The organism is Hymenobacter aerophilus DSM 13606 (genome assembly GCF_000382225.1).
GTDB classification, from domain to species: Bacteria; Bacteroidota; Bacteroidia; order Cytophagales; family Hymenobacteraceae; genus Hymenobacter; species Hymenobacter aerophilus.
In genome coordinates, this window is the sequence record NZ_KB907804.1 from 94,139 (window position 1) to 116,677 (window position 22,539).

Consider the following 22,539-nt stretch of genomic DNA (forward strand, 5'->3'; position numbering starts at 1 on the left):
CCACGTTCGGTTGTAGGCCCGAGCGATGTAAATAGTGGTCAGCGTTGAAAAGAACCACCCGGCTTTCAGCATATATATTTCCATCGACAGTCAAAATTCACAATAGAAATAACAGCTCCCAGAATCAGCCCCGCACCTTACCGCGCTTGATCAGGTAGGCGTGCAGCACTTTGTCGAATGGTTCGCGGGTGTCTACCGGCACGAAGTCGATTTTGTACTGGCCGCAGCGCAGGGACAGTTCCTGCTCGTAGCGGCGCATGGCGGCCTGGTACTGCTCGCGCACCTGGCTGGGCTGCAGCTTCAGCGTCTGGCCGGTTTCGAGGTCTTCGAACAGGTAGGGGCGGTCCTGGAAGCTGAAATCGGCCTCGGTGGCGCGGTCCATGATGTGGAACAGCAGCACCTCGTGGTGCTGGTGGCGCAGGTGCTGCAGGGCGGCCAGCGTCTCGTCCTGCTCGGCGGGGGCGCGGCCCAGCATGTCGGAAAACAGCACCACCAACGAGCGTTTCGGGATTTGCTGAGCAATGGCGTGGATGACGCCCGCCACGTTGGTGCCCGCCCCGCCCCGGGGCGCGGGCCGCTCCAGCAGTTGCTGCAGCGTGAGCAGCAGCGTGTGGCGGTGGGTACTGGTCGAGCGCACCGGCGTCTGCAGCTCCACGGTATCGGCAAACGTGACGAGGCCCACCGCGTCGCGCTGCTTTTGCAGCAGCGTGGTGAGGGCCGCCGCGCACAGCACCGAAAACAGCAGTTTGTCGTGGCCGGGGGCGGGGTAGTACATGCTCGGGCTCACGTCGAGCAGCAGGTGGCAGCGCAGATTGGTTTCTTCCTCGTAGCGCTTCACAAACAGCTTGTCGGTGCGGGCAAATACCTTCCAGTCGAGGTGGCGGGTGCTTTCGCCGGGGTTGTAGAGGCGGTGCTCCGAGAACTCGACCGAAAAGCCGTGGTAGGGCGACTGGTGCAGGCCCGTGATAAAGCCCTCGACCAGCTGGCGGGCCAGAAACTCCAGATTGGTAAACGAGCGGACGGCGGCTAGATCGAGCGGTTGGGCCATGGCGGAAAGGGCAGGAGCGGGAAGGAAAGCAAGATACGGCCGAATCGGGCGCAACCGGGGAAATTGCCGGGCGGGGCCGGGGGTAGGGTAGCCCCGGGCAGATGGGGGCTACTCAATATAATCTTGTTTCAGATGTGGGGCCTCGTCAAATATGGCTTCGCAAAAAGCCGGTAGAATTCAATCTGGCTCGTCTTTTTTTGAATTACTGTCCCGTAATTGGAAATTTCCGGTCCTGAAACTTCCTAATCTTGCCGCAACTCCGTATTTTGCGTACGACTTAAGCCATCTTGGAAAAACCAAACTTTAACGGAAAGGAAAGTGGAAGACCGCTACGATCAGGAAGAAATTTACTCCCAGCGCATTAAGGCTGGCAAGCGCACGTACTTTTTCGACGTGAAGGCCACCCGCGGGCAGGATTATTATCTGACCATCACCGAGAGCAAGCGCCGCCTGCGCGACGACGATACGTTCTCTTACGAAAAACACAAGATTTTCCTCTACAAGGAAGATTTCCTCAAGTTCGTGGATGCCCTGCAGGACGCCGTGGACTACGTGCGCGAGGAACTGCTCACGCCCGAGGAAGTAGCCGAACTCGACCGCCCGCGCCCCGCCTACGACGAGCGTGACCAGCGCGACAACGGCAACGGCTACAACCGCCCCGACGCCTACTAACCTCACTTTTTGCCTGCTGCCTAGCGAAACAAACTTACTTCCCGCACTCTTCGGCGCGTGCCCGGCTTCGGCCGCGGCACGCGTTGTTGTTTACGGCTGGTGCGTTTGCGTAGCGCCCGTGCTTTCCTTGGAAAAGCCCCGTACCTTTGCCCCCTGAATAGCCCGGCTGCCCGGCCAATTCATAATTCATAATTGAAAATTCTTAAGTAATAGAAAATGGGTCTCCGCTGCGGTATCGTCGGCCTGCCGAATGTTGGCAAATCCACGCTTTTCAACGCCCTTTCCAACGCCAAAGCCGAATCGGCCAACTACCCGTTCTGCACCATCGAGCCCAACGTGGGCGTGATTACGGTGCCCGACGAGCGGCTGCGCATTCTGGAGGAGCTGGTGAACCCCAAGCGGGTGCTGCCCACCATTATCGAGTTCGTGGACATTGCCGGCCTCGTGAAGGGCGCTTCCAAGGGCGAGGGCCTGGGCAATAAGTTTCTGGCCAATATCCGCGAGGTCGACGCCATCATCCACGTGGTGCGCTGCTTCGACGACCCCAACATCGTGCACGTGGCCGGCGGCGTCGACCCCGTGTTCGACAAGGACGTGATTGATACGGAGCTGCAAATCAAGGATCTGGAGAGCGTGGATAAGAAGCTGGCCAAGTCGGAGCGCTCGGCCAAGAGCGGCGACGCGGCGGCCAAGAAGGAAGTAGTAGTGCTGCAGAAGTTCAAGGCGGCCCTGGAGGCCGGCCAGAACGCCCGCGCCCTCGACGCTACCCCCGAAGAGCTGGAAGCAGTGGCCGATTTGCAGCTGCTCACCATCAAGCCCGTGATTTACGTGGCCAATGTGGACGAAGGCAGCATCCAGAACGGCAACGCCCACGTGGCCGCTTTGCAGGCCCACGTGGCCCAGGAAGGTGCCGAAGTGGTGCTGGTGTCGGCCGCCATCGAGTCGCAGATTGCCGAGATGGAGGACCCCGAGGAAAAGGAAATGTTCCTGGGCGAGTACGGCCTCACCGAGTCGGGCCTGAACCGCCTGATCCGCGCCTCGTACTCGCTGCTCAACCTGATTACCTACTTCACGGCCGGCGTGCAGGAAGTGCGCGCCTGGACGGTGCACCGCGGCGACAAAGCCCCCGCCGCCGCCGGCGTCATCCACTCCGACTTCGAGAAGGGCTTCATTCGCGCCGAGGTGATCAAGCTGCCCGATTATCAGCAGTATAAAACCGAAGCCAAAATCAAGGAGGCCGGCAAAATGGCCGTCGAAGGCAAAGAATACGTGGTGCAGGACGGCGACATCATGCACTTCCGCTTCAACGTCTGATTACAGATGTTGCAGATGATTGGATGCCGCAGCTTGCGGTAGGTCTTATTCAAAACGGGGTGGTGCCACGAATTCCCTGCCGGGCTTCGTGGCACCACTATCGTTAGTACATATCCAGCTCAACAGTTAATTCCATGGACGTAAAGGACAGCAACGGCAACCTGCTCGCCGAGGGCGACTCGGTAACGCTCATCAAGGACCTGAAAGTGAAGGGTTCGTCGCTCACGCTTAAGCGCGGCACGGTGGTCAAGAACATCCGCCTCACCAACAGCCCCGCTGAAATTGAGGGCCGGGCGGGCGGCAGCACGATGGTGCTGAAAACTGAGTTTCTGAAGAAGGCGTAGCCGCCGCGCGCCATGCCTTTGTGGTTCTGCCGCGTCTGCGGCCTCGATTACGACGAGTCGCCCTGGGGCCCCGCGGGCCGCACGCCCGACCATACGTGGTGCGGCTGCTGCGGCGCCGAGTTCGGCTACCACGATGCCACGCCCGACGCGGCCCGGCAGTTTCGGGCGCAGTGGCTGGCGGCCGGAGCTAGTTGGTTTTACCCCAACCTGCAGCCTGCCCACTGGCAGCTGGCCGAACAGCTAGCCCAGATTCCGGTTGCTTATCAGTAACCCGCACCTACCGCCCCGCTGCCTTATGGGAGTTATTGATAACCTGCTGTTCGCGCTGCCCGTCTGCCTGCTGTCGGCCCTGATTACCGTCTACATTGCCCACATGTACGGGCGGCGGTTCTGGCCCTGGCTGCTGTTCGGCTTTTTCGTGCCGCTGCTCTCCACCTTCATTGCCATTGCCCTCGGCATCCGCGACGCCCGCCGGAATGGGGAGTGATTTGGTGGTTTGGTGATTTGGTGAGACGTGCTGTCATCCTGAGCAAAGCGAAGGACCTTATCCAGAAGCTATAGTCTGATGCTAGCTTCTGGATAAGGTCCTTCGCTTTGCTCAGGATGACAGACGGACGCACCAAATCACCAAGTCACCACCACTACCCCAACGACTGCCACAGATACTTGCTGGCCAGCGTGCGGTAGGGGCGCCAGGGCTCGGCCAGCTCGATGAGGCGGCGCAGCAGGGCGCGGCCGGTTTCTTCGAGGCCGTAGTGGCGGCGCATGGCGTTCTGGATGCCCAGGTCACCTTCGGGAAACACGTCGGGCATGTCCAGCGCGAACATGCACAGCATCTGGGCCGTCCAGCGGCCCACGCCTTTTATCTGGGTCAGGTGCTGGGTCAGCTCTTCCTCGTTGAGCTGGCTGAGGCGGGCGTGGTCGAGCTCGTCGCGCAGCGCAAAATCGGCAATGGCGCGCAGGTAGCCCGCTTTCTGGTACGAAAGCCCGGCCGTGCGCAGCTCCTCATCCGAAAACGCCAGCAGCGCCACCGGCTCGGGGTAGCCCTCGGGGCCGAACAGGGCCTGGAACTTGCGCCAGATGGCGGCGGCGGCTTTGGTGGAAATCTGCTGGCTGACGATGGCCCGCAGCAACCCCAGATACAGGTCTTCGTGGGCGGCGGGGGCAATGGGCCGGCCGGCGTCAATCAGGCGGGCCAGCACCGGGTCGGCGGCGCGCAGGTGGCGCAGGGCGGCTTCGGTCTCAGGATTGGACATGGGCAGAAAGGGGGTGGGCGGTTACTCCAGGTCGATATCGAGGGGGGAAGTGGGCACCACAAACTCGGCCAGCACCTCGCCGGTTTCGGAGAGGCGCACGCCCGTCAGGCCCTGGTTGAGGTAGGCGCCGGTATCCACGTACAGCGCATTGGCGAGCGGGTCGAGCAGGATTTCACCGTCGGGCGTGGGCGTGTGGCCTACCACCTGGCGGCGGCCTTCCAGGTTCAGCAGCGGCCCGCGCCGCCACAGCACGCCGTCGTAGTCGTCGGCTTCCAGGGGCGTGGGCGTGTCGGCAAACCCCGCGTGGCTGATAACTATGTGGTCGTTGGCCCAGAACAGGGGCCGCTCGTGCAGCCAGGCCAAGTGCTCGCGCAGCAGCCTGGGCCGGCCGTGGTACTGGTCGACGGTGGCCTGGCCGCCCCAGCTCAGCCACGGGCGGTGCGGCCCCTGCGAGCCGTAGTGGCGCAGCATCGAGTGCTCGTGGTTGCCCAGCAGAAACACCGTGCGGTCGGGGTGGGCGGCCTCCAGCTCGCGGGCCAGCGCCACGCACTCGGGGATGCCGTGGCCCCGGTCTACCAAATCGCCCACCTGCACCAGCAACTCCTGCGCCGGCTGCCAGTGCCGCAGCACCGCCCGAAACGTGTGGTAGCACCCGTGCACATCCCCGATAACGAATAGCGTCATGGTTGTTAGTTGGTTAGCTTAGAGCTGCAAGCCGCAAGCTACAAGCGGCAAGCTGACGTTCAACATCAGCTTGCCGCTTGTAGCTTGCGGCTCAAAGCTAACAGCTCAAAAAGTTAATGCATTCCCGGTTCGGCTTCGGTGCTGAGGCCGAGCTTTTTGACCAACGGGCCGATGGTGAGGCCCTGCACGATGATGCTGAACACGACGACCACGTAGGTGATGCCCACAATCAGGTCGCGGGGCATGGTGGCGGGCAACGACAGGGCCAGGGCTACCGAAATGCCGCCCCGTAGGCCGCCCCAGCTCAGCACCCGCAGCGTGGCCACGTTGAAATCGGTGTAGCGGCGCAGAAAGCTCAGCGGCAGCGCCACCGACACGAAGCGGCTCAGCAGCGTGAGCACAATGGCCGCCGCGCCAATCAGCAGAACGGCATTGCTGATGTCAAGCACCAGCATTTCGAGGCCGATGAGCACGAAGAGCACCGCGTTGAGAATCTCGTCGAGCATCTCCCAGAACTTGTCGAGGTACTCGCGCGTCTGGTCCGACATGCCTTTCTCGCGGCCCTTGTCGCCCACAATCAGGCCGGCCACCACAATGGCCAGCGGCCCCGAGGTATGCCAGGCCGAGGCCAGCGCCGTGCCGCCCATCACCAGGGCCAGCGTGATGAGCACCTCCACCTTGTAGTTATCAATGGTGCGCAGGGCCCAGAACGTGGCGTAACCCAGCCCCACGCCCAGCAGAATGCCGCCCGCCGCCTCGCGCAAAAACAGCTCGCCGATAAACGAGGCCGTGGCCTTATCAGTGCCATACACGGCAATTTCGTAGAGGCTGATGAACACCACTACCGCAATGCCGTCGTTGAATAGCGACTCTCCCACAATCTTGATTTCCAGGTTTTTGCTGATGCGCGCCTGCTTCAGAATGCCCATCACGGCAATCGGGTCGGTGGGCGAAATCAGGGCCCCAAACAGCAGGCAGTAGATAAAGGGGGTGTCGAAGCCCATCAGCGGCAGCAGGTAAAACATGCCGGTGGCCACGAGCAGCGTGGAAAGCAGCGTGCCCACCACGGCCATGGCGCCCACGGCCCAACGCTCCTTGCCCAGCGTGCGCACATCCACGTGCAGGGCGCCGGCAAACAGCAGGAAGCTGAGCATCACGTCCATCAGCACCTTATGGAAGTCGATGCTGCGCACGAGCTGGCTGGCACTCATCACCCAGGGTACGCCCAGCCACCCCAGCATGATGGCGAAAAGTGAGGAAACCAGCGCCAGAATCATCAGGCCAATAGTGGACGGCAGGCGCAGAAACCGGTGGTTGATGTAGCCGAAAGCTGCCGCTATTACCAATAGCAGCGTCAGGGTATGATATAATTCCATGCAGTGGTTGAAGGGCAGAAAGTGTCGTAAATGACGCGAATTCAGAATAAATTAGTGAACCGGTACCAGACTGTAGGATTGCAGAGTGCTAAGAGTACGTCATTCAGAGCGCAGCGAAGAATCTCGCGTGCTGACGTCGGATTAGTACTTCAACATCAGCACGCGAGATTCTTCGCTGCGCTCTGAATGACGGTGCCTCGTCACTCCCTACAGCTCGGCCAGCGCCGCTTCCACCCGCGCCAGCATGGCGTCGTCGATGTCGAGGTGGGTGACGAAGCGGATGAACTGGGGGCCGAACGAGGACGCGCGGATGCCGCGCTGCTCCAGATGGGCCAGAAATTGCTCGGCGGGCATCGTGTCGGCGAGGCGGAAGATGACGAGGTTGGTTTCGACGGGCAGCACCTCCGTTACGTAGGGGCGGGCGGCCAGCGCGTCGGCCAGCTGTTGGGCCCGGCGGTGGTCGTCGGCGAGGCGGGCCACATGGTGTTCGAGCGCGTAGAGGCCGGCCGCGGCCAGGTAGCCGGCCTGCCGCATGCCGCCGCCCATCACCTTACGGATGCGCTTGCACTTCTCAATAAACGCCTTTGAGCCCAGTAGCACCGAGCCCACCGGCGCGCCCAGGCCCTTACTCAGGCACACCGAAATGGTATCGAACAGCCGGCCGTATTCGCGCCCGTCTTGGCCGGTAGCCACCAGCGCGTTGAACACGCGGGCGCCGTCGAGGTGCAGGGGCAGGTGGTGGCGCCGGGCTACGTCGGCCAGGGCTTCCAGCTCGGGCAGGGCGTAGCAGCTGCCGCCGCCGCGGTTGTGGGTGTTTTCCAGCGAAATCAGCCGCGTAATGGGGTAGTGCACGTTTTCGGGGCGGATGGCCGCTTCCACCTGCGCGGCCGTCAGGCGGCCCCGGTCGCCGGGCAGCAGGGCCACCGAGGCGCCCGAATGGAAGGCAATGCCGCCCACTTCCCACAGGTAAATGTGCGAGGTCTGCTCGCAGATTACCTCGCTCATGGGCTCGGTATGGGCCTTGATGGCAATCTGGTTGGTCATGGTGCCCGAGGGGCAGAACAGGCCGGCTTCGAGGCCGAAGCGGGCGGCGGTTTCGGCCTCCAGGGCCCGCACGGTGGGGTCCTCGCCGTACACGTCGTCGCCGACGGGGGCCTGGAACATGGCCGCCAGCATGGCCGGGGTAGGGCGGGTAACAGTATCGGAGCGCAGGTCGGCGGCGGGTAGGTTCATGGCAGGTAGAAAAGCTAAAATCGGAGAAAGGTTTTCGGGTGTCAAATTTAGTCGTTACTTTTGCCCCTCAATTACCGAAAGACTTAACCGACCCGGAAAAAATGAGCGTTACCCGTCTGAAGCGGAAGCACCGCAAGAACATTGCCCGCGCCAACAACAAGCAGCGCATCATCAAGCAACTCCTCCTGACGCCCGTTCTCAAGAACGTAGACCTCGACGAGCTGAAGGCCAGCTTCGGTGGTGGCCGCCCTGATATTGCGCCCAAGACGGAGGCCATTGCTGCCGCCATCCACGAATCGGAAGCGGCTACGGAAGCTGCTGCTAATTCGGGCCTGAGCCAGCTCGAGTCGGCCGACTAACCCCCGCGCGGCCACGGCATCCACGGTCGGTGCTACCCCATGCCCCGCGAGGTAACCAGCAGATTTTATAAAAGTGCCTTTCCTGCGCAAGGAAAGGCACTTTTTCTTTTTGTCCGGAAATCCGATTCGCGGCGGAGCCCGTCCCGCTGCTCATTTCTCCGTTCGGGCCCCCAGCTCCACGGCCTGCAACTGCTGCACCTTGCCGCCTTCCACCTCGAAAAGCAGCAGTGTGCGCACCTTATGGAAGCCGTGGCGGCCGGCCGCGCCGGGGTTGAGGTGCAGCAAGTGCCGGGCTTTATCGGGCATTACTTTGAGAATGTGCGAGTGGCCGCTGATGAACAAACCGGGCCGGTGCTGCTCGACCAGGGCGCGGCCGGCGGGGCTGTAGTGGCCGGGGTAGCCGCCAATGTGCGTCATGAGCACTTGCAGGCCCTCCAGCTCGAAGCTTTGCACCAGCGGCTGGCTCAGGCGCACGTCGCGGCCGTCGATGTTGCCGTACACGCCCCGCAGCGGCGCCAGCGCCTCCAGCGCCTCCACCACGGCCGCGTTGCCGAAGTCGCCGGCGTGCCAGATTTCGTCGCAGCCGCGCAGGTGGTGCAGGATCCGGTCGTCGAGGTAGCTGTGGGTGTCGGAGAGCAGGCCGATTTTTTTCATGAAGCGAAGGTAAATGGTGAGGTGGTGAGTTTGACGTTTCGGAGTCCTGATTACGGCATTGGCGCCCCTTGCGCTGGTAGGGCCCCGGCACGTCAAACTCACTATTTCACCAGCTCACAATCTCCCCGCTTGTCGAACTCAACCGGCTACTTCGCGTATCTTGCCCGGCCCGGAGGCCGTTTCGTTTCCGGAGAAATATGCTGTGCTTTGCAGCCAGCCGCTTTCCTTTTTATTTGCCTCCTGCTCACCCCGCCGCGATGAACGTCTTCATCAACGACATTCCGCTGATTATCAAAAAAAACAGCGAAAAGATTTACAAGCACAAGTACGACCTGATTCTGAATCCGGAAGACGAGTTTTCGTCGAAGGACCTGATGGGCGATGTGCTGGTGCGCGACGTAACCGATGGGTTCGTTGACCGGCTGCTGCGGCTGATGGAAGTGAAAAAGCTGAAAAAGCTCACCTCGCTCACGCTGCTGGCCCGCAAAAAAAAGCGCCTCATCCTGCACCTCAAAGACCAGTTCCGCATCGTGAAAGCGGCCGGCGGGCTGGTAGAGAAGGACGGCATGGTGCTCATGATTTTCCGCCTCGGCAAGTGGGATTTGCCCAAGGGCAAGCTCAAAAAGGACGAAGACCCGGCCCTGGGCGCCCTGCGCGAAGTGGAGGAGGAGTGCAATGTACAGATTGAGCTGGGCGAAAAACTGCCCAGCACCTGGCACTCGTATGCCTACAACGGCAACAAAATCCTCAAAAAAACGAACTGGTACATTATGCGCTGCCTCGACGACACGCTGATGAAGCCGCAGGCCGAAGAGTACATCGAGGAAGTGCGCTGGATGACGCCGCAGGAAGCGCTGAGCGTCCTCGACGACTCTTACGCCAGCATTGCGCTGGTGGTGCGCCACTACCTGAGCAAAATGGCCGGCCAGACCCCGGCCGGCCCCGAAAAAACTTCGCAGTCTTAACCCGCCCGCCCATGCGCCCAAACCTGTACTTTGCCCTGGCCCTGCTGGCCGCCCTCACCAGTGCCTGCAGCGGCTCGCAGAAAGCCGGCGAGCGGAGCACTCCGGCGCCCGGCACCACCGAAAACAGCAGCGTTGTGGTGGATGTGCCCGCCCTGGTCGGCCGCAACATCGACCAGCTGCGCCGCACGCTGGGCGCGCCCAAGGAAACCCGCGAGCAGGCCATCGGCCTGGAGCCCACCGCCGCCCAGATGAAGGCCACCCGGGGCCAGGACTGGATCAACACCTTCGAGCAAAACGGCACCACGCTGGTGGTCACCTTCGACGCCAACAACCGCAAAGTGCGCGACATCGTGCTGCTCGGCAACGACGAAGAACAATTGCTGCGCGACGCTAACCTGAGCCTGACCTCGGCCGAGTACCTGGTATTGCCCGTGATGAGCCCCGGCAACAGTACCGAACTCATCGGCATGCGCGTGGTGGCCCGGCGGTAGGCCGGAAGCCAGGAAGAAAAAGGCAAAAGGCAAAGCCGTTGAACGGGTCCAGCGTGGGCGTTCAGCGGCTTTGCCTTTTTACTTTCTCTTCCTGCTTTCTCTCCCTGACTTCCAGTTCAGCCTTGCTTATCCGGCAGGGCGAAGGGCACGAAATCATCGACGTTGCCGCCGAAGCGGTGGATTTCGCGGATAATGGTGCTGCTGATGGCGGCCAGGGTGGGGGAGGTGATGAGAAACACGGTTTCGAGGGCCGAGTTGAGGTGCCGGTTGGCCTGGGCAATGGTGTTTTCGTATTCGAAGTCGGTGGTGTTGCGCAGGCCGCGCAGTAGAAACCGGGCGTTTACTTCGCGGGCAAAATCGGCCGTCAGGCCCTTGTACTCGCGCACCGACACCCGCGGCTCGTCGTGGAATACGCCCTTAATCAATTCAATCATCTGCTCCACGGGCAGGTAACGCTGCTTGCTACTGTTGTTGCCGATGGCAATAATCACCTCATCAAACAGCGCCGTACCGCGCCGCACCACATCGAGGTGGCCATTGGTAAACGGGTCGAAAGAGCCGGGAAACAGGGCAATGCGCATGAGGTGAGATGGTGAGTAGTGAAATGGTGAGTTGATGAATTTAGAAGATATTGTCATCCTGAGCGGAGCGAAGGACCTGTACAGAAGGTATCAGCAGATAATAGCTTCTATACAGGTCCTTCGCTCCGCTCAGGATGACAGTTAAAGGATGACAGAACGGCAACTCACCATTTCACCACCTCACCAAATCATCTACTCGCACAGGTGGAGGGCGAACAGCTCGAAGTAGCGGTATTCGAACAGGTCGTTGAGGCGGTAGCTGTAGCCCAGGTCGAAGGGGCGGTTGCCAAAGCGCAGGTGGCGGATGTACTTGCGCAGAATCGTGAACAGCTCCGAGTCGTGCATCAAATCACCCCAGATAACTACCGGGTCCTGGTCGGGGTCGAGCTGCAGCTCCTGCATCACCAGAATCACGTAGTAAATCAGGTCTTCGGCGGTGCTGAAGGAGTACACGTTGCACAGGCGCGGCTGCTTGCCCTGCATCACGAGCACCGTGAGCTGGCCGGGGCCGATGCTGAGGTAGATGCGCCCAGCGCCGCTGGCCTCGCTCTGCTGCACCACGCCCTGCAGCAGGGCGCTGGTGCTGTGCACGAGCCGGCCGGCCGGGTACGTCTGGCCAAACCAGCTGGTCAAGTCCTTATCAGCCGCAAAAACGCTCACACTATCCAGCCCGCTGTGGGCGTAGGCGTGCACCGATTCGCGTTCGGGGTTGAGGGCGTGGTGCAGGCGCAGGTAAGTGGCCTCGTCGCCGGGGCGGAACAGGGCGGCGGGCAGCAGCGTGAAGGCGCGGTTGTGCACCGCCAGCCGCACGCGGTGCCAGCCGGCGCGGCCCAGCAGGTCGTGCTCGGCGGCCAGCGCCGCCAGCTGCTGCGCGTAGCTGAGGCCGGCTTCGGGCGCCGCGTACTCTTCGAGCACCAGAAACTTGTTGCGGCGCGCATCGGCCACACCGAGGCGCAGGCCGGCCGGCCCGGCCGTGATGTAGAGGTTGTAGGCGGCCAGCTGCTCGGGGTCCAGCGTTTCGTCGCGCAGGCGGTGCAGGGCCGCCGGGGCCAGAGAAGCAGGAGCAGAAGTGGGCATGAGCAGCGGAAGAGAGAACAACAAATAGAAAGGGCCGAAACGCCGCCTGGGCAGCGTTCAGGCCCTTAAAGGTACAAAGCCCTGGGTTCTACTGAAACCGGATTTGCGGAATGAATACGTCGTCGGGGCTGATGAGGTCGCGCAGCACGGGGTGTACCTGCTGGGGCAGCAGCCGCCCCAGCTGCCGGGGCGCCACAAACTCCAGCTCCGTCAGCAGCTGCTCGTCGGGGCAGTGCTCGGGGTCGCGGCCGAGGCGGGGCACGGCGCTGGCATCGAGCGGCAATACCTCAAAAAACAGCTCCAGCGCCTGCAGCCCCGGCCCCTGGTACTCGTGCAGGTGCAGAAACCGTCCCACCGTCACGGCCAGGCTGGTTTCCTCTGCAAACTCGCGTTGCAGGCACTCACGCAGCGTTTCGCCAAACTGCCAGCCGCCGCCCGGCGGCGACCAGAACGGCAGCCCGTCGGGCAGCAGGCCGCGGTGGGCCGTGAGCAGCAGCCGGCCTTCGCGCACGAGCAGGCCGCACACCCGCACCCGGGCCCGGCCGGCGTAGGCTTCCAGCAGTTCGGTGGGCGGGGTAGTAGAAGAACGAGAATCCATGAGCGCGCAAAGCTACGGTACGGAGCCCTAACGCATCCGGCGGCCCGATATTTCGTGCGCCGCCCGCCCGAAAGCTGCCACGCAACCGGCCGAAAGCCCCAACTTTGCGCCATGCAAACCCCCAATTCTTCCGCCGAGTCCCTCGAAGTCCTGCAGGCCCGCATCCGCCGCAAGCTGGTCCGCCAGCACTTCATGCACCACATCGGCGCCGACCTCACCCTGATAGAACCCGGCCGCGTGGAGGCCGAACTGCTGCTCGAAAAGCAGCACCAGCAGCACACCGGCTTCGCCCACGGCGGCCTGGTAGCCACCATGGCCGACCTAGTGGCCGGTTTTGCGGCCGTTACGTTGGTGCCCGAGGGCACGGGCGTCGTCACGGTAGAGCTCAAAACCAGCTACCTGCACCCCGGCATCGGCCAGCGCTTGCGGGCCGTGGGCTGGGTGCTCAAAGCCGGCCGCCGCCTGCACTTCTGCGAGTCGGAAGTGTGGTGCGACGACAAGCTGATTGCCAAAGCCACGGCCACCATGGCCGTTATTGAGCCGATTAGTTGAGCTGTTGAAAAGAACTGTCATTCTGAGCGAAGGCGCAGCCGTAGTCGAAGAATCTCGCGTGCCACAGTAACCCTATCGTAGGAAATTACTTTGGCACGCGAGATTCTTCGACTACGGCTGCGCCTTCGCTCAGAATGACCGTTCCTTTATCAGCTAACAACAGCAGCTCAAAGAAGCGGTATCTTTGCCCAGTATGTTAACTGTCAGAACCCCGTCCGTCCGCGACTATTTCCCCTTCGAGCCCACCCAGGATCAGGCCGCCCTGTTTCAGCAGCTCGATGGGTTTTTGAAGGATGATTTGCCGGGCCGCAAGGCGTTTGTGCTGCGCGGTTACGCCGGTACGGGCAAAACCACCGTGGTAAGTGCCCTCGTGCAGTGGCTGCACCAGATGGGCCGCAAATACGTGCTGATGGCCCCCACCGGCCGCGCCGCCAAGGTGATGGGCACCTACTCGGGCGTGGCCGCCAGCACCATCCACAAGAAAATCTACCGTCAGACCAGCGGCCAGCCGGCCCAGGGCCTCACGTTCCAGCGCCAGCCCAACCGCGCCCAGGACACGCTTTTTATTGTTGATGAGGCCTCGATGATTTCTGACGAAAAGGCCTTCGGCTCAACCGGCCTGCTCGACGATTTGATGGGCTACGTGTTCGAGAAGCAGAGTAACCGCCTGCTGCTCATCGGCGATACGGCCCAGCTGCCGCCGGTGGGCCAGCTGCTCAGCCCCGCCCTCGACCCCGATTTGCTGCGCGACCGGTTCCGGGCCGAGGTGGGCTCGGTGGAGCTGCGCCAGGTGATGCGCCAGGCCGAAAAGTCGGGCATTCTGATGAACGCCACCGTGCTGCGCGAGGAGCTGCGCCAAGACGAGCCCAACATCCAGTTCTTTACCAAAGGCTACCCCGATATCTTTTCGATGGGCACCGACAAACTCGAAGATGGCCTGCGTTGGGCCTACAAGCACTTCGGCTACGAGAACAGCACCATCATCTGCCGCTCCAACAAAAACGCCAACCAGTACAATCAGTACATCCGCCGCATCCTGTTCGAGGCCGAAGACGAGATTGAGTCGGGCGACTACCTGATGGTGGTGCGCAACAACTACTACTGGCTCCCGCGCGACTCCGACATCGGTTTCCTGGCCAACGGCGACTTCGTGCAGGTGGTCAAAATCATCCGCCTCACCGAGGAATTCGGCTTCCGCTTCGCCGATGCCCGCGTGCGTCTCGTGGATTACCCCGACGAGCCCGACCTGGAAGTGAAGCTGCTGCTCGACACGCTGCACACCGAAAGCCCCGGCCTGCCTGCCGACCGCAACAAGGCCCTCTACGAAGCCGTGAGCGAGGATTACAACCACCTCGAAACTAAAAAGGAGCGGAGCGCGGCCCTGCGCAAAGACCCGTTCCTGAACGCGCTACAAGTCAAGTTCGCCTACGCCCTCACTTGCCACAAAGCCCAGGGCGGCCAGTGGCAGGCCGTGTTCGTCGACCACGGCTACCTGAAGGAGGATATGGTGAACTCCGAATTTGCCCGCTGGCTCTACACGGCCGTCACGCGCTCCTCGGAAAAGCTGTTTCTGCTCAATTTCAACCAGAAGCTGCTCGGCGACCCGGCCGAGGATTGATAAGGCGGGCGCTTTGCGGTGAACTTCCGCTTCTGCCCACTACGTTAGGCGTCGGCAGAAGCTGGCCCGAAACTTGGCAGGCGGACCGCCGTGGAATTTTTCGTACTTTTAACTGTCATTTACTCACTTGTCTTATGAAAAATGTTCTTTTCCTGGCTCTGTCGCTGTCGGTGATGGGCCTGAGCGCGCAGGCGCAATCGGTGAAGCCGGCCAACGCCCAGGCGAAAGTAGCTGGTCCGCAAATTCAGTTTGAGGAAAGCAAGTTCGAGTTCGGCGCTGTGAAAACCGGCGACGTGGTCGACCACACCTTCAAGTTCAAGAACGTGGGCACCCAGCCGCTGGTCATTTCCAACATCGGCGTTACCTGCGGCTGCACCACCCCCGAGTGGACGCGCGAGCCCATCATGCCCGGCAAATCGGGGACGGTAGTGGCCAAGTTCAACACGGCCGGCAAGTACGGCATGCAGAACAAGGTGCTCACCATCGAGTCGAACTCGGTAGGCGGCAACGCCATGGTGGCCCTGGTGGGCGACGTGAAGGAAGCCAACGCCGCCTCGTCGATGCAGGCCGCCCCTGCCGCCGAGTCGATGGTGGACCAGTCGGCTCCCAATGGCAAGCAGAAGCTGAAGATGGACGACAATAAAATTAAGGCTAAGAAGAAGTCGTAAAACGGATTTTTGCCATATAAAAAGGCGCTTTCCTGCAAGGGAAGGCGCCTTTTTTGTGTGAGTTAAGTAGCGCTGTCAGAACGAAAGCTGACAGCCAATAGCTAGCAGCTAAGAAAGCCTACAACTGGCGGGCAGCCAGTAGCAGCATAATCCAGCCGGCAATAAAGAGCACTCCGCCGATGGGCGTAACGGCCCCGAGCTTGGTGATGCCCGTCAGGCACAGCACGTACAGCGAGCCACTGAAGATGAGGATGCCGCCCAGCCACAGCCAGGCCACGGTGCCCAAACTCTTCAACTCCGGCCGCATCAGCAGCAGCACCCCGATGCCCAGCAGCGCCAGCGTGTGGAAAAACTGGTAGCGCACGGCCGTTTCAAACGTCTCGAAACGCCCGGCGGCCTCCAGGCTCTTGCGCAGCCCGTGCGCCGCAAAGGCCCCGATGCCCACGCTCAAGGCGCCCAGCAGCGCCGCCAGTTGAAGGATGATTTTAGCAGTCATGTGGTTGGTTTTTGGAGGGTGGTTTTTGGTTTTTGGCTGACGTTGTGGGGGTTCAAAACCAAACCTTATCGGCGGCCAAAAATAGCGCTGCCCACCCGAACCAGCGTGCTGCCCTCACGGATGGCCAGCGGATAGTCGGCGCTCATGCCCATTGATACTTCTTTAAATGTGGGCTCGTCGGCGAAATACAGGGCCTGGAGCTTGTCGAAGTAGCCGCGCAGCTGCCGGAACTCGCGGCGTACCTGGTCCTCGTCTTCGGTGTTGGTAGCAATGCCCATCACGCCGGTCAGGCGCACGTGGCGCAGGGCGCGGTACTGCTCGGAGCGCAGGATTTCTTCGGCTTCGGGCAGCGTGAGGCCGGTTTTGGTGTCCTCGTCGGCAATCTGGAACTGGAGCAGCCCCTCGATTACCCGGTCGTGCTTGGCGGCCTGCTTCTCTATTTCGAGCAGCAGCTTGAGGCTGTCCACGCTCTGAACGGTGTGCACGAAGCCGGCAATGTACTTGACCTTGTTGGTTTGCAACTGCCCGATGAGGTGCCACTGCACATCTGCTGGTAGCTGGGGCTGCTTCTCAGCCATTTCCTGGGCCCGGTTTTCGCCAAACAGCCGAGCCCCGGCGTCGTAGGCTTCCTGCAGCAGCGCTACGGGGTGGGTTTTGGTAACGGCCACCAGCCGGGCGTTGGTGCCGGCCAGGGTTTGCTCGATACGGTGCAGGTTTTCAGCAATGGACATGCGGGCAAGTTCGGGGTTTTGGGGCGAAAGGGCGCTGGTGCGGCTGTTGAGAGTGTCGCCGCTTCATAAGCAACCCAGGAGGCGGCTGTTGTGTTGGAACCGGCTCAGCTCTGTATTTTTATGCACCGGCCACGGCGGGGCATAACATAACGTTGATTAATCAACTGCCAACGATGCTTACTCCAACAAAACAGATAATTAGAACCAAGGATCATCTGGGTACGGGTACTATGAATAAGGTTTTGAGTCAAGAGGAAATCGGGGAATTGCTTGGTTTATATGCTGCAATTAAGAATCGGTTTGCTGAGCTGTTACTTGAAAGAAAGCTGCAGAAGCCCGGGCTACTGGCGTTTCTGAGTGATCTGCTGTCATCCAAACGCACCAATAGCAGCCTGCCTCTACCTCTCTGGAGACAGGAAACGGAAGATATTATCAGGGCACTTGCCGCCCATGACAGGCAGGAGTTGGCGTCGCTGATGAACCTGCACGCTTTGAACGCCGCTATAGAAGCCGCACGTTTTCAGGATTCAAATCTGGCCCGGTATGCGGAGGCGCTACGCCGCTTTTCAGAAGAGGCCAGAAACTTTATAGCCAAGCAATAAGCAACCTTTTCATTCCTGCCCCAAACTCCGTATCTTTGCGGCCCTGCCAGGGTGGCGGGCCGGCGCTTTGGCGTTGGGTATCAAGCAAAAACGCGCTGCGGAGGCTGGTCCCGCTCCCGGCGTGTACATCGGGGCCAATGCTACAATCATGGCAGAATTAGTTGACAATTTCGACTGGGACAACGTAGACGCCAGCGGCTTCGGAGGTAACTATACCGCCGAGCAGCGCGCCGAAATGGAGGAGATGTACAGCGGTACGCTCACCACCGTTCAGGAAGAAGAAGTAGTAACCGGCACCGTGGTGGGCATGACCGACCGCGACGTGATCCTGAACATCGGCTTCAAGTCTGATGGTCTGGTGCCCCTGTCCGAATTCCGCGACCTGCCCGACCTGAAGGCCGGCGACACGGTGGAGGTATTCATCGAGGAGCAGGAAAACGCCAACGGCCAGCTTATCCTGAGCCGTAAGAAAGCCAAAATCAAGCAGGCCTGGAAAGCCATCTACGACGCGCTGGAGAACGACTCCGTGCTCGAAGGCGTGGTGAAGCGTCGTACCAAAGGCGGCCTCATCATGGACCTCGACGGCGTAGAAGCATTCCTGCCCGGCTCGCAGATCGACGTGAAGCCCATCCGTGACTTCGACATTTATGTTGGTCGTCGCATGGAAGTGAAAGTGGTGAAAATCAACGCCGCTTTCGATAACGTAGTTGTTTCGCACAAGGTGCTCATCGAGAAAGACCTCGAGAAGCAGCGCGAAGCCATCCTCAACAACCTGGAGAAAGGCCAGATTCTGGAGGGCGTTATCAAGAACATGACCAACTTCGGCGTGTTCATCGACCTCGGCGGCGTCGATGGTCTGCTGCACATCACCGACATCTCGTGGGGCCGTATCGCCCACCCGAGCGAAGTACTGCAGCTCGACCAGAAGCTCAACATCGTGGTGCTCGACTTCGACGAGGCCAAGAAGCGTATCAGCCTCGGTCTGAAGCAGCTGACCCCGCATCCGTGGGATTCGCTGCCCGAGGACATGGGCGTCGGCACCAAGGTGAAGGGCCGCATCGTGAACGTAGCCGACTACGGCGCGTTCATGGAAATCATCCCCGGCGTTGAGGGCCTGATCCACGTGTCGGAAATGAGCTGGAGCCAGCACCTGCGCAACCCGCAGGACTTCATCAAGCAGGGCGACGTAGTAGAGGCGCAGATTCTGACCCTCGACCGCGAAGACCGCAAGATGAGCCTCGGCATCAAGCAGCTCAGCGAAGACCCCTGGACCCGTGGCGACTTCGCCGACAAGTACGCCATCGGCAGCAAGCACAACGGCCTGGTGCGTAACCTCACCAACTTCGGCCTGTTCGTCGAGCTGGAAGAGGGCGTAGACGGCCTCGTGCACGTGTCGGACCTGTCGTGGACCAAGAAGATCAAGCACCCCTCCGAAATGGTGAAGGTAGGCGACCGTCTGGACGTGGTAGTGCTGGAGCTGGACGTAGCCAACCGTCGCCTGGCCCTGGGCCACAAGCAGCTGGAGGAAAACCCCTGGGATACGTTCCAGACGGTGTTCACCCCCGGTTCGGTACACACCGCTACCATCATCGACAAGAACGACCGCGGCGCGGTGCTCGAATTGCCTTACGGCATCGAAGGCTTCGCTTACCCCAAGTCGCTCCAGAAGGAGGATGGCTCGATGGCCGAGAACGGTGAGTCGCTCGAATTCCGCGTGATTGAGTTCTCGAAGGACGACCGCCGCGTGGTGCTTTCGCACCAGGCCGTGTACAACAAGCAGGCGGAAGAGGAAGGCCGCGCCGCTAAATTCGCCAAGAAGAAGTCGTCGGCTACCGGCGCTGCTCCCCAGGGCGAAGGCAAGCTCAGCGACCTGAAGAAGACCACCCCGGCCGAGAAATCGACCCTCGGTGACCTCGACGCTCTGTCGGCCCTGCGCGACAAGATGATGGACAACGAGTCGTAAGACTTCGCGTTCAGCTGCAATAGGAGAGGCCCCGGCGCAAGTCGGGGCCTTTTTTTGGCTTACGGTAAGAGAACGTCATTCAGAGCGCAGCGAAGAATCTCGCGTGCTATCGTTGAAACGATTTGCAACAGCAACACGCGAGATTCTTCGCTGCGCTCTGAATGACCGTTCGTTATACTCCTCAATCCCTGAAAAAGAAGCCGCACGTCGCCAACTACTTACCCACAGTTGCGCCCGAAATGCGGCGTTGGCTTTGGCGTAAGTCAGATTAAGGCGTATGTTTGCATCCTCAAAGACCACTAGGGTGACGTGACCGAGTGGCTAGGTAGAGGTCTGCAAAACCTCCTACGGCGGTTCGAATCCGCCCGTCACCTCTTCTGTAAAACCCCGATTGATGCGTTTCAATCGGGGTTTTTTGCGTCAATGCCTCCCGGACCGGCTCAAGTGGAGACGGTAGTTGGAAGTTGGGGCGCGGCGGGCTTAAATTGAACGGGATTTAGTGGCCTCTTATGATTTAGCCGCGCTTTATCCCTACATTCCGTTCCTGCGTAGAACCGCGCAACCCCCTGTTTCTCTCTTCTGTCTCCCTTTATGAAAATTGTGAACCTGCGCACTATGCGCGGCCCCAGCTTCTGGTCTGTTAAGCATTACCGGCTGATTGTAATGAAAGTGGATTTGGAGGAGCTGGCCGACAAGTGGTCGAGCAGCGTGCCGGCGCTGGCCGAGCAGCTGCCCGGCCTGCTGCCCCGGCTGACCGACGCGCCGCCCTCCGATGCCGACAAATCCATCCTGAAGAAGCCCCCGCTGACGGCCGAGCAGCTGACCGACGGTGAGCCGCTGGGCTACGTGATTCAGCACGTGGCGCTGGCGTTGCAGCGTACGGCGGCCATGCCCGTGTTCTGGGGCAAGTCGTACCCGGCCGAGCACGAGCCGGGCGTGGAGTTTGTGGTGTTTGCCTACCAGGAAGAGCGGGCGGGCCGCGTGGCTGCCGAGGCCGCCGTGCAAATCGTGGACGACATCTGCCAGGGCCGGCCCGTGAATATCGAGCGCACCATTGAGGAATTGCACGAAATCCGGGAGGAAGAGTTCTTCGGGCCCAGCACCTGGAGCATTGTATCGGAGGCCGCCTCGCGCGATATTCCTTACATCCAGCTCAAAAACAGCAACATTATCCAGCTGGGCTACGGCGTCAACCAGAAACGCATCTGGGCCACCACTACCAGCTACACCTCGCACGCGGGCGTGGAGGTGGCCGGCAATAAAAACCGCACCAAGGCCATGCTCGACGCGGCCGGTGTGCCCGTGCCCAACGGCACCACGGTGTACTCGGAGGACGAGCTGCGTGAGGCCATCGAGGAGCTGGGCTTTCCCATTGTCACCAAGCCGCTCAACGGCAACCACGGCCGCGGCGCCACCATCGGCATCAAGAGCTGGGCGGAGGCCGTCGAGGGCTTCCAGGCCGCCCGTGAGCATTCCAAGAACTCGCGCGCCGTTATTGTCGAGCAGCTCGTGCAGGGCCACGACTTCCGGTTGCTGGTGGTGAATGGCAAGCTGATTGCCGCCGCCAAGCGCACCCCGGCCGCCGTTACCGGCGACGGGCAGCACACCATCCAGGAGCTGATTGACAAGGTAAACGAGGACCCGCGCCGCGGCATCGGCCACGAAAAGGTGCTCACCAGCATCAAGGCCGACCAGCACACCCAGGATTTGCTGCTCAGCCGCGGCCTGAGCCTGGATTCGGTGCTGTCCGAAGGCGAGGAGCTGTACCTGAAAACCACGGCCAATATCAGCACCGGGGGCACCGCCACCGACGTAACCGACCTCGTGCACCCTTACAACGTGCTGCTGGCCGAGCGCGTGGCCGGCATTGTGGGCCTCGACATCTGCGGCATCGATTTGCTGACTTCTGACATTGCCATTCCGCTGAACGAAACCCGCGGCGCGGTTATCGAGGTGAATGCCGCGCCCGGCTTCCGGATGCACATTTCGCCCACCCAGGGCCTGGCCCGCAACGTGGCCGCCCCGGTTATCGATATGTTGTTTCCGGCCGGCAGCAAGTCCCGGATTCCGATTTTTGCCGTTACCGGCACCAATGGTAAAACCACTACCTCGCAGCTGCTGGCCCACATTGTGGCTTCCAAAGGCTATAAGGTAGGCTTCACCACTACCAACGGCATCTACATCCAGGGCGTGCAGCTGCAGAGCGGCGACTGCACCGGCGGCCAGAGCGCCGAATTCGTGCTCAAAGACCCCACGGTGAACTTTGCGGTGCTCGAAACGGCCCGCGGCGGCATGTTGCGCTCGGGCCTGGGCTTCCACACCTGCGACGTGGCCATCGTGACCAACGTGGCCGCCGACCACCTGGGCCTGCGCGACATTTACACCGTCGAGGACATGGCGGCCGTAAAGGGCGTGCTGCCGCGCACGGTGCGCAAAAACGGCTGGGCTGTGCTCAACGCCGACGACGACCTGGTGTACGCCATGCGCGAAAAGCTCGACTGCCGGGTGGCCCTGTTCAGTATGGACGAGCACAGCCCCCGCATCCGCGAGCACGCCGAGCACGGCGGACTGGCGGCCGTGTACGAGGAAGGCTACATTTCCATCTACAAAAACAGCTACAAGCTGCGCATTGATAGGGCCGCCGAGTTCCCGATTACCTTCGGCGGGCGGGCCAGCTTCAACATCGAAAACTCCATGGCGGCCGCCCTGGCCTGCTACTGCTACGGTTTCGATAAGGACGACATCAAGTCGGCGCTGCGCACGTTTGTGCCTTCGGGCGTGAAGACGCCGGGCCGCATGAACGTGTACAAATTCCCGCAGTTCGAGGTGATTGTGGATTACGCCCACAACGCCCACGGCATGGGCAAATTCGCCGATTTCCTCGATGCCACCGAGGCCACCCACAAAGTGGGCGTGATTTCGGGCCTCGGCGACCGGCGCGACGAAGACACGCTGGCCTTCGCCCGCATCGTGGGCCGGGTGTTCGATGAGGTAGTGCTACGCCAGGACCGCGACCTGCGCGGCAAAACCGCCGAGCAGCTCAAAGACCTGATGACCGAAGGCCTGCGCCTCGACGCCCCCGACATCCCCATCACCTACATCGAAAACGAGATGGATGCCATGGACCACGTGCTGCAAACCGCCCGCCCCGGTTCGCTGATTGCCATGTTCACCGAAGACATCACCTCCACGCTCAAAAAGCTCGACGAATTCGAAGCGCAGCTTGCCGCGGATCAATCGTAGTCACCCTGATTCTC

General features: G+C 61.2%; 25 protein-coding genes and 1 tRNA gene. 15 read left to right on the forward strand and 11 right to left on the reverse strand.

The window, feature by feature from the left end; genetic code table 11:
- Nucleotides 1–124 precede the first annotated feature (124 nt).
- Nucleotides 125–1,048 carry a DUF58 domain-containing protein gene (locus tag H145_RS0105230; protein WP_019947086.1) on the reverse strand — a complete coding sequence of 308 codons (924 nt, stop codon included), beginning with the start codon at nucleotides 1,046–1,048 and terminating at the stop codon, nucleotides 125–127.
- A gap of 318 nt (nucleotides 1,049–1,366) precedes the next feature.
- Here H145_RS0105230 and H145_RS20080 point away from each other — a divergent pair, with 318 nt between their 5' ends.
- The 5 genes from H145_RS20080 (at nucleotide 1,367) to H145_RS0105260 (ending at nucleotide 3,865) form a co-directional block, all read left to right on the forward strand.
- Nucleotides 1,367–1,720, forward strand: a complete 354-nt coding sequence (locus H145_RS20080) for a DUF3276 family protein (protein WP_019947087.1) — start codon at nucleotides 1,367–1,369, stop codon at nucleotides 1,718–1,720.
- Nucleotides 1,721–1,936: 216 nt separating this feature from the next.
- Complete coding sequence (ychF, locus tag H145_RS0105245) at nucleotides 1,937–3,034, forward strand: redox-regulated ATPase YchF (RefSeq protein ID WP_019947088.1); 1,098 nt, start codon at nucleotides 1,937–1,939, stop codon at nucleotides 3,032–3,034.
- A gap of 134 nt (nucleotides 3,035–3,168) precedes the next feature.
- The gene (locus H145_RS0105250; RefSeq protein ID WP_019947089.1) at nucleotides 3,169–3,378 is read left to right on the forward strand and encodes a zinc ribbon domain-containing protein YjdM; all 210 of its coding nucleotides are present in this window, start codon (nucleotides 3,169–3,171) and stop codon (nucleotides 3,376–3,378) included.
- A 12-nt stretch (nucleotides 3,379–3,390) separates the two neighbouring features.
- Nucleotides 3,391–3,648, forward strand: a complete 258-nt coding sequence (locus H145_RS0105255; RefSeq protein ID WP_019947090.1) for a hypothetical protein — start codon at nucleotides 3,391–3,393, stop codon at nucleotides 3,646–3,648.
- Between the two features lie 25 nt (nucleotides 3,649–3,673).
- Nucleotides 3,674–3,865: a hypothetical protein gene (locus tag H145_RS0105260; protein WP_019947091.1), complete on the forward strand. Its 192-nt coding sequence runs from the start codon at nucleotides 3,674–3,676 to the stop codon at nucleotides 3,863–3,865.
- Between the two features lie 154 nt (nucleotides 3,866–4,019).
- Here the strand turns inward: H145_RS0105260 and H145_RS0105265 are convergent, their stop codons facing one another.
- The 4 genes from H145_RS0105265 to H145_RS0105280 all read right to left on the reverse strand — a co-directional run bounded on the left by H145_RS0105265 (nucleotide 4,020) and on the right by H145_RS0105280 (nucleotide 7,927).
- The gene (locus tag H145_RS0105265) at nucleotides 4,020–4,634 is read right to left on the reverse strand and encodes a DNA-3-methyladenine glycosylase family protein (protein WP_019947092.1); all 615 of its coding nucleotides are present in this window, start codon (nucleotides 4,632–4,634) and stop codon (nucleotides 4,020–4,022) included.
- Nucleotides 4,635–4,655: 21 nt separating this feature from the next.
- Nucleotides 4,656–5,318 (reverse strand): metallophosphoesterase, encoded by a 663-nt coding sequence (locus tag H145_RS0105270; protein WP_019947093.1) that lies wholly within the window; start codon nucleotides 5,316–5,318, stop codon nucleotides 4,656–4,658.
- 113 nt (nucleotides 5,319–5,431) lie between these two features.
- Nucleotides 5,432–6,694 (reverse strand): cation:proton antiporter, encoded by a 1,263-nt coding sequence (locus H145_RS0105275; RefSeq protein ID WP_019947094.1) that lies wholly within the window; start codon nucleotides 6,692–6,694, stop codon nucleotides 5,432–5,434.
- Between the two features lie 207 nt (nucleotides 6,695–6,901).
- The gene (locus H145_RS0105280) at nucleotides 6,902–7,927 is read right to left on the reverse strand and encodes a threonine aldolase family protein (protein ID WP_019947095.1); all 1,026 of its coding nucleotides are present in this window, start codon (nucleotides 7,925–7,927) and stop codon (nucleotides 6,902–6,904) included.
- Between the two features lie 101 nt (nucleotides 7,928–8,028).
- Between H145_RS0105280 and H145_RS0105285 the strand changes: the two genes are divergently transcribed.
- Nucleotides 8,029–8,286, forward strand: a complete 258-nt coding sequence (locus H145_RS0105285) for a hypothetical protein (protein ID WP_019947096.1) — start codon at nucleotides 8,029–8,031, stop codon at nucleotides 8,284–8,286.
- Nucleotides 8,287–8,436: 150 nt separating this feature from the next.
- On the opposite strand, the gene H145_RS0105290 is transcribed toward H145_RS0105285, so the two are convergent.
- Nucleotides 8,437–8,940 carry a metallophosphoesterase family protein gene (locus H145_RS0105290; RefSeq protein ID WP_019947097.1) on the reverse strand — a complete coding sequence of 168 codons (504 nt, stop codon included), beginning with the start codon at nucleotides 8,938–8,940 and terminating at the stop codon, nucleotides 8,437–8,439.
- Between the two features lie 233 nt (nucleotides 8,941–9,173).
- On the opposite strand from H145_RS0105290, the gene H145_RS0105295 reads away from it, so the two are divergent.
- Both H145_RS0105295 and H145_RS0105300 read left to right on the forward strand, forming a co-directional pair.
- Nucleotides 9,174–9,905: an NUDIX hydrolase gene (locus H145_RS0105295; RefSeq protein WP_240471664.1), complete on the forward strand. Its 732-nt coding sequence runs from the start codon at nucleotides 9,174–9,176 to the stop codon at nucleotides 9,903–9,905.
- Nucleotides 9,906–9,916: 11 nt separating this feature from the next.
- Nucleotides 9,917–10,396 (forward strand): hypothetical protein, encoded by a 480-nt coding sequence (locus H145_RS0105300; protein WP_019947099.1) that lies wholly within the window; start codon nucleotides 9,917–9,919, stop codon nucleotides 10,394–10,396.
- A 116-nt stretch (nucleotides 10,397–10,512) separates the two neighbouring features.
- Here H145_RS0105300 and coaD read toward each other — a convergent pair whose 3' ends face one another.
- The 3 genes from coaD to H145_RS0105315 all read right to left on the reverse strand — a co-directional run bounded on the left by coaD (nucleotide 10,513) and on the right by H145_RS0105315 (nucleotide 12,652).
- Complete coding sequence (gene coaD / locus H145_RS0105305; protein WP_019947100.1) at nucleotides 10,513–10,977, reverse strand: pantetheine-phosphate adenylyltransferase; 465 nt, start codon at nucleotides 10,975–10,977, stop codon at nucleotides 10,513–10,515.
- Between the two features lie 192 nt (nucleotides 10,978–11,169).
- The gene (locus tag H145_RS0105310) at nucleotides 11,170–12,054 is read right to left on the reverse strand and encodes a DUF3822 family protein (protein WP_019947101.1); all 885 of its coding nucleotides are present in this window, start codon (nucleotides 12,052–12,054) and stop codon (nucleotides 11,170–11,172) included.
- A gap of 88 nt (nucleotides 12,055–12,142) precedes the next feature.
- Nucleotides 12,143–12,652, reverse strand: a complete 510-nt coding sequence (locus H145_RS0105315) for an NUDIX domain-containing protein (RefSeq protein ID WP_019947102.1) — start codon at nucleotides 12,650–12,652, stop codon at nucleotides 12,143–12,145.
- A gap of 111 nt (nucleotides 12,653–12,763) precedes the next feature.
- Here H145_RS0105315 and H145_RS0105320 point away from each other — a divergent pair, with 111 nt between their 5' ends.
- From H145_RS0105320 to H145_RS20085, 3 genes are all read left to right on the forward strand, one after another.
- Entirely contained in the window at nucleotides 12,764–13,204 is a 441-nt protein-coding gene (locus tag H145_RS0105320; protein WP_019947103.1) for a PaaI family thioesterase, read from the forward strand.
- A gap of 193 nt (nucleotides 13,205–13,397) precedes the next feature.
- Nucleotides 13,398–14,822 carry an ATP-dependent DNA helicase gene (locus H145_RS0105325; protein ID WP_019947104.1) on the forward strand — a complete coding sequence of 475 codons (1,425 nt, stop codon included), beginning with the start codon at nucleotides 13,398–13,400 and terminating at the stop codon, nucleotides 14,820–14,822.
- 134 nt (nucleotides 14,823–14,956) lie between these two features.
- Nucleotides 14,957–15,490, forward strand: a complete 534-nt coding sequence (locus H145_RS20085) for a DUF1573 domain-containing protein (protein WP_019947105.1) — start codon at nucleotides 14,957–14,959, stop codon at nucleotides 15,488–15,490.
- A 118-nt stretch (nucleotides 15,491–15,608) separates the two neighbouring features.
- Here H145_RS20085 and H145_RS0105335 read toward each other — a convergent pair whose 3' ends face one another.
- On the reverse strand, nucleotides 15,609–15,986 hold the full coding sequence (locus tag H145_RS0105335; protein WP_019947106.1) for a DUF423 domain-containing protein: 378 nt from the start codon (nucleotides 15,984–15,986) through the stop codon (nucleotides 15,609–15,611).
- A 65-nt stretch (nucleotides 15,987–16,051) separates the two neighbouring features.
- Nucleotides 16,052–16,717: a YggS family pyridoxal phosphate-dependent enzyme gene (locus H145_RS0105340; protein ID WP_019947107.1), complete on the reverse strand. Its 666-nt coding sequence runs from the start codon at nucleotides 16,715–16,717 to the stop codon at nucleotides 16,052–16,054.
- 230 nt (nucleotides 16,718–16,947) lie between these two features.
- Here H145_RS0105340 and H145_RS0105345 point away from each other — a divergent pair, with 230 nt between their 5' ends.
- From H145_RS0105345 to cphA, 4 genes are all read left to right on the forward strand, one after another.
- Complete coding sequence (locus H145_RS0105345; RefSeq protein WP_019947108.1) at nucleotides 16,948–17,319, forward strand: hypothetical protein; 372 nt, start codon at nucleotides 16,948–16,950, stop codon at nucleotides 17,317–17,319.
- A gap of 148 nt (nucleotides 17,320–17,467) precedes the next feature.
- Entirely contained in the window at nucleotides 17,468–19,282 is a 1,815-nt protein-coding gene (rpsA, locus tag H145_RS0105350; RefSeq protein ID WP_019947109.1) for a 30S ribosomal protein S1, read from the forward strand.
- A 303-nt stretch (nucleotides 19,283–19,585) separates the two neighbouring features.
- Nucleotides 19,586–19,656, forward strand: a tRNA-Cys gene (locus H145_RS0105355).
- Between the two features lie 217 nt (nucleotides 19,657–19,873).
- Complete coding sequence (cphA, locus tag H145_RS0105360) at nucleotides 19,874–22,525, forward strand: cyanophycin synthetase (RefSeq protein ID WP_019947110.1); 2,652 nt, start codon at nucleotides 19,874–19,876, stop codon at nucleotides 22,523–22,525.
- The last annotated feature ends 14 nt before the right edge of the window (nucleotides 22,526–22,539 follow it).